The organism is Spirosoma jeollabukense, assembly GCF_054777855.1.
Genome location: NZ_BAAHAD010000002.1, coordinates 819492 through 832116 on the forward strand (window position 1 = coordinate 819492; position 12625 = coordinate 832116).

Annotated in this window: 5 protein-coding genes; all 5 read left to right on the top strand. The window is 50.1% G+C overall.

Annotation, left to right across the window (positions count from 1 at the left end; genetic code table 11):
* Positions 1-48 precede the first annotated feature (48 nt).
* Entirely contained in the window at positions 49-1473 is a 1425-nt protein-coding gene (locus ACYVEA_RS11775) for a DUF5723 family protein (RefSeq protein ID WP_461113619.1), read from the top strand.
* 120 nt (positions 1474-1593) lie between these two features.
* The gene (recG, locus tag ACYVEA_RS11780; protein WP_461113620.1) at positions 1594-3702 is read left to right on the top strand and encodes an ATP-dependent DNA helicase RecG; all 2109 of its coding nucleotides are present in this window, start codon (positions 1594-1596) and stop codon (positions 3700-3702) included.
* A 169-nt stretch (positions 3703-3871) separates the two neighbouring features.
* The gene (locus tag ACYVEA_RS11785; protein ID WP_461113621.1) at positions 3872-7171 is read left to right on the top strand and encodes a SusC/RagA family TonB-linked outer membrane protein; all 3300 of its coding nucleotides are present in this window, start codon (positions 3872-3874) and stop codon (positions 7169-7171) included.
* 18 nt (positions 7172-7189) lie between these two features.
* Positions 7190-9043, top strand: a complete 1854-nt coding sequence (locus ACYVEA_RS11790; protein WP_461113622.1) for a RagB/SusD family nutrient uptake outer membrane protein — start codon at positions 7190-7192, stop codon at positions 9041-9043.
* 126 nt (positions 9044-9169) lie between these two features.
* On the top strand, positions 9170-12604 hold the full coding sequence (locus tag ACYVEA_RS11795; RefSeq protein ID WP_461113623.1) for a VCBS repeat-containing protein: 3435 nt from the start codon (positions 9170-9172) through the stop codon (positions 12602-12604).
* Positions 12605-12625 lie beyond the last annotated feature (21 nt).

Sequence of the window (12625 nt, forward strand, 5' to 3'; positions counted from 1 at the left end):
GATTTGCGTTTCTATAAGAGAACACATCTCCATTCACTTATTCACTACATGAAATACTGGCTCACACTGGGAGGATTTTTATTTATTTCTACAATCAGTTTAGCGCAGAATCTGCTGGGTATTTCCACCAGCCGCTATGGCGGCACCAATCGACTTTATATCAATCCATCGCTGGCAGCCGACTCACCCAGTAAGCTGTATCTTAATGCCGCTACGGCTAATTTAACGGCGAATAACAATTATTTTCGGTATCAGGCTCCCTTCTCGCTGCTGAAATTCATCACGGGTAACGTATCGAATCAGTATAAAAATCCTGATGGATCGGTTCATTTTGATGTCAACTATACCCGCGAAAACCTGGATGGGGCGGCCAAAAACGGCACACTGGCGGGCGAAGTGCGCGGCCCGGCTATCTTAGTAAAGACAGGAGATTTCTCGGCCATTGCCGTAACCACGCGGTTTCGGGCCGTTGGGCAGGTGGTGGGGGCATCAGAATCACTGCTCTCAGCGTTGCGGGCGGGCTTGGGCGATAAAGCACTCTACAGCATACCAACGGACAATAATAAGTTTAGCCTGAACTCAAATACCTATGCTGAACTGGGACTTACCTATGCCGGAACGCTGTGGCAGGAAGAAGGACAGAAATTATTGCTGGGGGTAACCGGAAAAATGTTGATCGGGTATAATGCGCAGCATATCATCAACCGGGGCGCCAACTATCGGATTGTAGCTGATCCATCTAATCCCAACAATGCTGTTCTGGAGTTAAATCAGCTGGACGCTACGTTAGGCTACACGACTTTCCTGGAAAACCGATCGATCACACCCCGGACGCTCTTTAGTACCGATTCGCCGGGTCGGGGTTTTGGGTTTGACATTGGCATGACGTACGTAAAACAGTACGATGCTGACAGTCCGGCCCTACGACTGGGTGTGGCCGTAACCGACGTGGGCGGTCTGACCTACAAAGGTGAGCAGTTCAACTACGCGGATATCGGACAAAACCCTGTTCAATTTACTAACAACGACTTCAACCGCATTACGGGTAGCCTTGATGTGCTTCAAAGTATTCGGGATAAAATTAATGTCGGACGAAGCCCTGACAAAACCAGTTTTAGAGCTGGGCTTCCTACCTCGCTTAACCTGACCTTCGATTATCAACTGCCAACGGGTTTTGGTGTGAACGTAACGTACTTTCAGGATGTGCGAGCGGTACAGGCGCTGGCTATTCACCAGCCGTCGATGCTGGCTGTCGTTCCCCGCTATGATGCGCGCTGGCTAAGTCTGGCTCTGCCCATTGCTTACCTGAATCACGGGGTAACGGCAGGGGCATCGGTTCGGGTGGGACCGGGTTGGCTTGGTACGGATAATTTGCTGGGTTTGCTGGGCAATTCGTCCAACGGTATCCATCCACGTGGCCTGGATATTTACGCGGGTGTTGCCTTTGGGATTGGCAAGGTTGAGGAAGATTAGCCATCCAGCGTGTTTCAGGACTCATTAGGCCGGGCAGCGGTACATTAAACAGAAATCCGTATTTTTGGTTGAAAACCGCCCATAAACCGGATTTGACGGTCCGTCCAGACCGGGTCCATTATGACCGAACGAACCACCTTTTTCGATACATCGCTTCTTTACCTGAAAGGGTTGGGGCCGCAGCGGACAGAACTGCTCAACAAAGAGTTGAATCTGTTCACCTACGGCGACCTGATTCAGTATTACCCCTTTCGCTACGACGACCGATCTCGTTTTTACACCATCAGTGAGTTGATGGATTCAATGCCGTCGGCGCAGGTGCGCGGACGGCTCCGCGACTGGTATATGGAAGGCGAAGGACCTAAAAAACGCCTGGTCGCTACGTTCTCCGATAGCACTGGTTCCATGAATCTGGTCTGGTTTCAGGGCATTACCTACATTGAGAAAATTCTTCGTCGCGACGGCGAATACGTTGCCTACGGTAAGCCACAATCCTTCAATGGGCAGTTCAGTATCATTCACCCGGAACTGGACAACACGACTACAGCCTCAGAAAACGAACCCGGTTTTTTCCCGGTCTACAACCTTACCGAAAAACTTCGTAAGCGTCATCTCGATAGCAAGGCGATCGGGAAAGTGATGCGGATACTCCTGGAGCAGTCATGGCCACATATTCGTGAAACATTACCAACCTCGCTCATCGAGCAGTTTCGGCTTATTGGCAAGCGCGAGGCCATGTGGAATATCCACCTGCCGCAGAATCAGGGCTGGTTGAAACAGGCCCAGCGACGGTTGAAATTTGAGGAGTTATTTTACAATCAGCTCCGACTGATCAAGAACAAGCTTATTCAGAAAGAGGAATTTCCGGGACAGATTTTCCGTGATACGTCCCTGATGAAGCATTTCTATAACGAACTGTTGCCATTTGAGCTAACGGGTGCCCAGCAGCGCGTTATTAAGGAAATTTATGCTGATTTCCTGACGGGTAAGCAGATGAATCGACTCCTACAGGGGGACGTAGGGAGCGGCAAAACCATTGTGGCGTTCATTGCCTGCCTGATGGCGATTGGCAACGGAGCGCAAGCCTGCCTGATGGCACCGACTGAAATTCTGGCCGATCAGCATTACAACGGACTCAAACCTTTTGCCGACGCGATGGGGCTGAATCTGGGTATTCTGACGGGTTCGACGAATAAGAAACGACGGGTTGTGTTGCATGAGGAGCTTCAATCGGGGAAAATGCACATCCTGGTTGGCACGCATGCCTTGCTGGAAGATGCAGTGCAATACAAAAATCTTGGCTTGTGCATCATTGACGAACAGCACCGCTTCGGGGTGGCGCAGCGGGCTAAACTCTGGCGTAAAAATGAAACGGTGCCCCCCCATATTCTGGTCATGACGGCCACCCCCATCCCGCGCACGCTGGCCATGACCCTCTACGGAAACCTCGACGTATCGGTTATTGACGAACTACCAAAGGGACGAAAACCCATCAAAACGGTACATAAATACGACAAACACCGGTCAGAAGTGTTTGGCTTTATTCGGCAGCAAATTGAGTTAGGCCGCCAGGTGTATGTGGTGTATCCGCTCATCGAAGAATCGGAGAAGCTGGATTATAAGGACCTGATGGACGGATTTGAAAGTATGCAGCGGGCTTTCCCACGACCCAAGTATGAAATTGGTATGTTACACGGGAAAATGTTGCCTTACGAAAAAGATGACGAGATGAAGCGGTTTCTGAAGCAGGAAACCCAGATAATGGTGGCGACAACCGTTATTGAGGTAGGTGTTAACGTACCGAATGCCAGTGTGATGGTGATTGAAAGCGCGGAGCGATTTGGCTTGTCGCAGCTGCATCAGTTACGGGGACGCGTCGGGCGTGGAGCCGACCAGTCCTATTGCGTGATGATGACGGGGTATAAACTCAGCAGCGACACCCGCACCCGGCTCGAAACGATGGTACGTACCAACAACGGTTTTGAGATTGCTGACGTCGATCTACAGTTGCGTGGTCCCGGCGATCTGACGGGAACGCAGCAGAGTGGCGTTATGGATTTGATGATCGCTGATCTGGCCAAAGACGGGGCTATTCTACAAGCGGCCCGTGAGTCAGCGCAGGCGATTCTTACCGAAGATCCTGAGCTTATATTGCCCCGGCATGCCCCCATCCGCAACCACGTTGATGGGCTCAAACAGACGGAAAATAACTGGGGACGTATTAGTTAACTCGTAGCCTGTATGTATCTCTTCTGACTATATAGTAATAGAAATATAGAAGGTTTTAATGTAAGTATTGTTAAAAAAAAGTTGGTTTTGAGTAATAATAGATAAGTATATACCTTTGAGTAATGGGCTTTATGGTTTAGTAGCGGTTACTAAATCTAATCTAAAGCTTATGCAAAAACAATTTACTCAGAAGGTCCACAACATACGAGAGGATACCTTCCTGATGGATGCGAATCGGGTTTGCCGAAACACATTCTGTCTCCTGTTTGTGCTTGGTCTTCTTTCCTCCGCTGGCGCTTTCGCTCAGATTAAGGTTACGGGGAAAGTACTTGATGCGCAGGGGCTCGCGCTGCCAGGTGTGAGCATTGTAGTGAAAGGAACAACGACCGGTACCGTGTCTGCGGTGCAGGGTGATTACGCACTGAACGTACCTAGCAGAACATCTACGCTTGTCTTCTCGTACATTGGGTATACCAGCCAGGAAGTGCCCGTTAACAATCGTAATGAGATCAATATCACCCTGGCGTCGGACGACAAAATGTTGAATGAAGTCGTTGTCGTTGGGTATGGTGAGCAAAAGAAAGAAACCGTAACGGGTGCTGTTGCTACGGTAAAAGGAACCGATCTGGTTAAGTCGCCCGCCATGAACCTGAGTAACTCCATTGCCGGGCGGATGCCAGGCGTTGTGGCAACCAATTCAAGTGGACAGCCGGGAAGTGATGGGTCGACCATTCGGATTCGGGGTTCCAATACGTTGGGAAACAATGATGCCCTGATCGTAATTGACGGCGTGCCTGCCCGGGCCGGGGGTATCGACCGCCTGAACCCCGCTGACATTGAAAGCATGTCTGTCCTGAAAGATGCCTCGGCTGCTATTTATGGTTCGCGGGCAGCCAATGGCGTTATTCTGGTAACCACCAAGCGGGGGAAAACCGGCAAGCCCGAAATATCCTATAGCTTCAACCAGGGTTTCGCCCAGCCAACGATTATCCCTAAAATGGCAACGGCTGCGGAATATGCTCAGTTGAATAATGAAATCAACCTGTATAACTTACCTGCCGCGTATTGGAAAGATGCCAATGCTGCTTTCAATGCTACAGGTAGCTATACCCGGCCAGATAACGGAGCTATCGCCAAAGCGGCTTTTACGCCTGACGATATCAAGAAGTTTCAGGATGGTTCGGACCCCTGGGCGCACCCAAACACCGACTGGTTTGGCGCGACTATGAAAACCTGGTCTCCGCAGTCGAGACACACGCTGCAATTAATTGGCGGTAATGAGAATGTAAAATACCTAACGTCGCTTAACTACCAGAATCAGGACGGCTACTACAAAAACTCCGCTACGGGGTATAAGCAGTATGACTTCCGCATGAATCTGGATGCCAAGGTAAGCAAGTATATCAATACGGTTATTGGCGTAGTAGGTCGTCAGGAAAATCGGGTTAACCCGACGGTAGGAGCCAATGATATTTTCCGGATGTTGATGCGGGGCTATCCTAATAAGCCAGCTTACTGGCCGAGTGGACAGCCTGCGCCTGATATTGAAAATGGTCAGCAGCCGGTCCTGATTACAACGGATGCGACGGGCTATAACAGAGATACGCGCTATTATCTGCAAAGCAATGCCAGTGTTAACATCACAAACCCCTGGGTTCCAGGCCTGAAGCTGACCGGTAGCGTCGCGTTAGACAAATACATCCAGCAAGGGAAAAACTGGCAAACGCCCTGGTACGTGTATAGCTGGGATTATACGTCCTACGATGCGAATAAGCAACCCATCTTACAACGTGTAAAGAAAGGCCCAGATCAGGCAACGCTTAACCAGTACACGAACGATCAGTTTAACTCGCTGTTGTCAGGTATTCTGTCGTACGACCATGTGTTTGCGGGCGATCATGCTGTAACCTTCCTGGCGGGTATCACGAAGGAGCAGTCTAACTCGAATGGGTTCTTCGCTTATCGCAAATACTTTGCCTCGACAGCTATTGATCAGCTATTTGCTGGTGGTAGTGCCGAGAAAAATTCGGGTAATAGTACAACTGATCCTGCTACTCCGCTTTATCAACGTGCCCGAATGAGCTATTTTGGCCGTGTAGCCTACAATTACAAAGAAAAATACATTGCTGAATTCCTGTGGCGGAACGATGGTTCGTACATGTTTCCGGCATCCAGCCGGTGGGGCTTCTTCCCTGGCGTAACGGCGGGCTGGCGCATCTCAGAAGAAAATTTCTTCAAGAAAGCGTTACCGGCTGTGAGTTCACTGAAACTTCGTGCTTCATGGGGTCAGTTGGGTAACGATCAGGTGTATTTCAATAACGCGCTGCGTGAATACGACTACTTACCGACTTATGCCTATGGTGATGCCATAAACGCAAACTGGGGCTACGTGACAAACGGGCAGGTATCGCAGACGCTATATGAAAACGGTGTGCCAAACACTAGTTTGACCTGGGAAGTGGCCAACAATTCTGACATTGGTCTGGAAGGGTCGGTGCTGAACGGGAAGGTTTTCTTCGAGTTCGACGTCTTCATGAACAAGCGGTCGAACATCCTGTGGCGCAAGAGTGCCTCCATTCCGCAAACAACCGGTGCTACGTTGCCTGCTACGAACATCGGTAAAATAACCAATAAAGGCTATGAATTCCGGGTTGGTTACAATGGTCAGGCGGGCGAGTTCAAATACAATGTAAGTGTCAATGGTGGTTACGCCAAGAACACCATTACGTTCTGGGATGAAACCCCCGGTGCACCGGAGTGGCAGCGTTCGACGGGTAAGTCGATGCCAAGCAACGTCAATGATCCTAACCAGATCAACGGCACACTCCTGTATCAGTATGATGGTATTTTCTCAACTCAGGCTGATATTGACGCGAATAAGCTGGATTACGGTCCGCTGGGAGCTAGTGTACTACGTCCGGGTGACATGAAACTTAAGGATATCGATGGCAATGGTAAAATCGATGCCAACGACCGGGTACGGGCCGATCGAAACAATCAGCCCCGCTTCCAGGGCGGTTTCAATGCCAGCGTACGGTGGCGGAATTTCGATTTCAGCATGCTGATTCAGGCATCGACTGGTGGTCAGATCTACCTGCAAACCGAATCAGGAACGATTGGTAACTTCCTGAAATACAGTTATGATCACCGCTGGACGGTTGATAACCCAAGCACGGTTGACCCACGTATCGTTGACCGCAGTAACCAGTATTTCTCCAACGGAACCAGCTACTGGCTGAAAAGCACGGATTACGCCCGGTTGAAGAACGTTGAGCTGGGTTACACAATTCCTGGTACGATTGGCAAGAAGATTGGTCTGAGCAGCCTGCGGGTTTATGTGAACGGCCTGAATCTGGCCACCTATGCACCCGCTATGAAAGGCCTGTTCGATCCTGAGTCGACCAGTGGCAGCGCGCAGTATTATCCCCAGTCGCGGGTTATCAACACGGGGGTATCACTTAGTTTCTAAACGATTAATCAGCACATTATGAACTATATACTAAAGTGCCTGTCGTTCTGCCTGGTTTTAGGGGTGACGATGGTAGCGTGTAATACCGACTTTCTGAATACGAAGCCCATCGATAAAGTGCCGGCCGACGCTGTTTGGTCTGACGCATCCCTGTCGGAGGCTTTTGTAACAGATGTGTACAATGGTCTGCGCGATGGGATTCTGGCACAGATGAACTTCGATTGCCAGACCGATAATGCCCTCTACAGCTTTGGCAAGCAGGTTGTTAACGAAGGTGGCGTAAGCCCTTCCAATTTAGGGGATATTCCGGCTACTGTTGAATGGAGCGCCGTTTATGCCCGTATTCGGGCGGCAAATATTGCGTTGGCAAATCTGGCCAAACCTAAATTTGACAATACCAATGGAATTGCTGATCGGCTGAAAGGCGAAATGTATTTCCTGCGGGGTTATTATCATAATCAACTGCTTCGTTATTACGGTGGAATTCCGATCATTAAGTCGCCCTACACGTTGAATGAAGCCGACTTTACAGTGGGCCGCAATACGTATGAAGAATGCGTAAATGCCATTGTAAGCGATCTGGATTCGGCGGCTATCCTGCTGAAAGGAAAGACGTTAGCCAGTGGCCGTGCTACCATGGGAGCCGCTATGGCGCTGAAAGCCCGCGTACTGACCTATGCCGCCAGTGATCTGCATGACATCCCGACGGCTAAAACCAAGTCGACAGTGATCGCTTCCGCTACAAAGCCTGAATTGCTGGGCTACATCAGTGGCGATCGGACAGCCCGCTGGCAGAAAGCAAAAGATGCGGCTAAAGCCGTTATGGATTTGAACCAGTATGGCTATAAGTTGAATCTGACAGCGCCCGTTACGGCAGCAGAAGGACAGCAGAACTACATCAATCTTTTCCTGTCCCGCAATGGAGGTGAGGCCGACGGTATTTTCCTGAAATACTATATCCGAGCTTCGTTCGATGACGGTGGCTCCTGGTATCCGCGTAACAATATGCCAAACGGTTATCATGGCTGGACATCGAGTGAACCGACTCAGCAACTGGTTGATAGCTATGAGATGATGGACGGCACGAAATTTAGCTGGAGTAACCCAACTCAGGCGGCTGCTCCTTACGAAAATCGTGATCCTCGTTTCTACGCATCCATTCTGTATGACGGTGCTCAGTGGAAACCACGTACCGCCGATGGAGCGGGTATCGATCCGGCTGGCCAGATCCAGATGGGTCAGTATGAAGTTGGAACCGGTGGAGGTACAACGACGCCTTATAACGGGTTAGACACACGTAACAGTACGATCGAGAACTGGAACGGCACCTGGACGGGCTACGGTATCCGGAAATTTATGGATCCAGACCCAACGCTGATCGATATGAGCATCCGTCAGGAAGTACCGTCGATTCAGATCCGGTTTACGGAAGTGGTTTTCAACTACGCTGAAGCCTGTATGGCATTGGGTCAGGATGCCGAAGCGAAAACCTGGCTCAATAAAATCCGGTTTCGCGTGGGTATGCCCGCCATCACCGAAACAGGCGCGGCCCTCGTAGCGCGTTATCAGAACGAACGGAATATCGAGATGCTGTTTGAAGAACAGCGCTTCTACGATGTTCGGCGCTGGATGATTGCGCCAACCGTGCTGAACAAACAGGCTCAGATCATGGTGGTCACGGGAAAATTGAAGCCGGGCAAGTCGGTCACGACCTACAAGTACAATAAGGATAACTACACGTATTCCTATAGCGTACAGGATTTAGGAACCGGTAAAGAAAACCGGAAATGGAATGACAACGTCTATTTCATGCCAATCAGCCGGGATGAGATAAACCGGAATAGTAAACTAGTGCAGAACCCAGGTTACTAGTAGCGATTTAGTACCTTCCTTACCAAAAAATGCCAGTGCTCACGGGTGCTGGCATTTTTTGGTTTATTTTTATATGATTTTGTAATGTGGCAGACCGCATTACTCCAAAATAAAAGCCTGCCGTACGTGAAAACGATTATTCGTTTACTTTTTTTAAGTGGTGTTGTCTTCCTGACTGGCTGTACCGATTCGACCTCGACCGACAAACATACTGATGCCGGTGGTCCGCCACTTTTCACATCACTAAGCCCTGAACAGACGGGTATTACGTTTGCCAATAATCTTACCGAAGGACTCAATACGAACGTATTGATGTATGAATATTTCTATAACGGTGGGGGCGTGGCCGTTGGTGATCTGAATAATGACGGTCTGGAGGATATATACTTCAGCGGCAACATGGTTCCCAATCAGTTATACCTGAACAAGGGAAGCTTTAAATTTGCTGACGTAACGGCAGCCGCGGGCGTGGCCGGACGCGAAGGACCCTGGCGAACGGGCGTCTCGATGGCGGATGTCAATGGGGATGGTCGGCTCGATCTGTTCGTTTGTTATTCGGGAAGTTTACCTCCTCAAAAACGAATACCTCAACTCTTTATTAACGACGGACCCGATGCCCAGGGCGTTCCTCATTTCTCCGATCAAACGGTACAGTGGGGATTAGATAAACCTGGCCAGACGACGCAGGCCACGTTTTTTGACTACGATCGTGATGGGGATCTGGATATGTTTCTGCTCAATCATAATCCACGCCTGTTGCCCATTCTGGACCCTGGCGCGACGGCCTCGTTGATGGCGCAGCCCAATCCTGAAATTGGCGTTCGCCTGCTCAAAAACACGGGAAATCACTTTGACGACGTAACCGAAAAAGCGGGTTTCAGCAGTTCGGTACTGACGTATGGCTTGGGAGTTGGCGTGTCGGATATTAACGCCGACGGCTGGCCTGATCTATACCTGTCGAATGATTATGGCGTACCCGATTACCTCTACCTGAATAACCAGAATGGTACGTTTACCGACCATCTGAAAACCAGCATCGGTCACACATCGCAATTCTCAATGGGGAACGACGTAGCCGATGTGAACAACGATGCGCGACCCGATATTATGACGCTCGACATGTTGCCCGAAGACAACCGGCGGCAGAAACTGTTGATGGCTCCTGACAATTATGACAAGTATAATCTGGCCGTAGCGTCAGGGTTTCATCATCAGCACATGCGGAACATGCTGCAACTAAATGAAGGGTTAATGGCAGAGGGTTTGGGCGGTCCGTCGTCACGGCAGGAGACAAAGCAAAAGAATAACCCTTCGCCCAGGGCTCATGCCCATTTGCCCTTTTTCAGTGAAGTTGGGCAGTTGGCTGGCGTGTCGAATACGGACTGGAGCTGGTCGCCGTTGCTGGCCGATTACGACAATGACGGCTGGAAAGATCTGTACATTACGAATGGCATCGTTCGGGATTTCACCAATATGGATTTCCTGAAGTACATGACCGATTTCATGCAAAGCCATCCGTCGAACGTTCGGCGGGAAGACGTGCTGGACTTGGTTCGTAAGACCCCATCGGCGAACGTAGCGAATTATATGTTTCGCAACCTGGGTGGTAATCAATCAGGTATGGTGACGTTTGACAACGTTGCGTCGGCCTGGGGACTAACCCAAACCTCCAACAGCACTGGCGCTGCCTACGCTGACCTGGACAATGACGGTGATCTGGATCTGATCGTCAATAACACGAATCAACCGGCCTTTATTTTTCAGAATGAAACCAATAAAGAGCGTAAAAATCATTATCTGTCGATAAAGTTGATTGGCAGTGGAGCCAATACGCAGGGCATTGGGGCCAGCGTAACGATCTATCGCGCTGGAAAGCAGCAGTACGTTGAGCAGGCACCCACGCGCGGGTATCAGTCGAGTGTGTCGCCCCGGTTGCATTTTGGTCTGGGAACCGACCCGGTCATTGATTCACTACGTATCGTCTGGCCAGCGGGAAAGCAACAGCTACTAACAAATGTGAAAGCGGATCAACTCCTGACACTCCAGGAAAAAGACGCTACGTCGACCTATCGTGAACCTAAACCAGCGCCCGCATTTTTTCGGGAAATAAAAACGCCATTGGCTTATACAGATCCGATTAACAAAACGAATGATTTTAAGCGGCAGTCGTTGTTGGTGAATGCACAGTCGTTTGGCGGACCATGTTTGACCAAAGCCGATGTAAACGGGGATGGGCTTGAGGATGTCTATGCTGGTGGTGGCAGCGGTCAGGCCGGAGCCCTGTTTATCCAGCAGCCAAACGGGCAGTTCAGTCGTAAGCCACAGGCCGCCTTTGACGCCGACAAAGTAAGCAATGACGCCGATGCGATTTTCTTCGATGCGAATAGTGATGGTTTTCCGGATCTTTACATTGTCAGTGGTGGGTACGGCGATTTTCAACCCGACGACGCCCGTTTGCAGGATCGACTTTACCTGAACGATGGCAAGGGGAATTTTACCAAAAGTGCTGATGCGTTGCCCGCGATGAACGCCAGTAAAAGTTGCGTTCGAGCGGCCGATGTTAATGGAGATGGCAAACTGGATTTGTTTGTTGGGGGGCGGGTGGTGCCGGGGCGTTATCCCGAAACGCCCCAAAGTTATCTGCTCATAAACGATGGAAAGGGCAAGTTTACCGATCAGACCAGCCGTTTAGCCCCAAGTCTGTCGCGCATTGGTATGGTAACCGATGCGGCCTGGGTCGATCTTAACGCTGATAAGAAACCCGAACTGGTTGTGGTCGGCGAGTGGATGCCCGTAACCGTGCTTAGTTTGGTTGATAATAAGCTTATCGATCAGACGAAAACGTATTTCGAGAAAGAGAACCGGGGCTGGTGGAATAAATTACTGGTCGATGATTTCAACGGCGACGGCCGGCCCGATCTGGTCGTGGGGAATCAGGGCGTAAATACCCAATGTCGGGCCAGTGATCGCGAACCCGCCGAATTGATCTACAAAGACTTTGACAAAAACGGCAAGATTGATCCGATTCTGTGTTTATACATACAGGGCAAAAGCTATCCCCACGCCACCCGCGACGAGCTGCTCGATCAACTCGGGATGCTACGTCATCGCTTCACCAATTATGACCTTTATGCCAATGCCACTCTGACGGATGTGTTTACGGAAGAGCAATTGCAGGATACGCAGAAGCTAACCGCTAATCAGCTGAGAACAACGTATTTTGCTAGTACGTCGTCCGGGAAACTAATCGAGATGGCCTTGCCGCTAGTCGCCCAGGTGGCGCCCGTTTTTACGGCAACGACTTTAGATTACGATCACGATGGCCGAAAAGATCTTTTGCTTTGTGGGAATACCGCGCAAACGCGCTTACGCTTTGGTCGATCCGATGCGAACTATGGCGTATTATTGAAGGGCGACGGCAAAGGTAACTTTTCGCCGGTTCCGCAGCCAAAAGCCGGATTTCAGCTAACGGGCGATGTACGTAGTGTATTGACCGTTGGTAATACGTTGCTGTTCGGTATAAACCAGCAGCCAGTTCGCGCTTACCAACTAGTAAAATGATTGGATTAAACATAGAGACAC

Coding starts and splice junctions, on each gene's coding strand:
- ACYVEA_RS11775 (WP_461113619.1), top strand. CDS start 49: ATGAAATACTGGCTCACACTGGGAGGATTTTTATTTATTTCTACAATC.
- ACYVEA_RS11785 (WP_461113621.1), top strand. CDS start 3,872: ATGCAAAAACAATTTACTCAGAAGGTCCACAACATACGAGAGGATACC.
- recG (WP_461113620.1), top strand. CDS start 1,594: ATGACCGAACGAACCACCTTTTTCGATACATCGCTTCTTTACCTGAAA.
- ACYVEA_RS11790 (WP_461113622.1), top strand. CDS start 7,190: ATGAACTATATACTAAAGTGCCTGTCGTTCTGCCTGGTTTTAGGGGTG.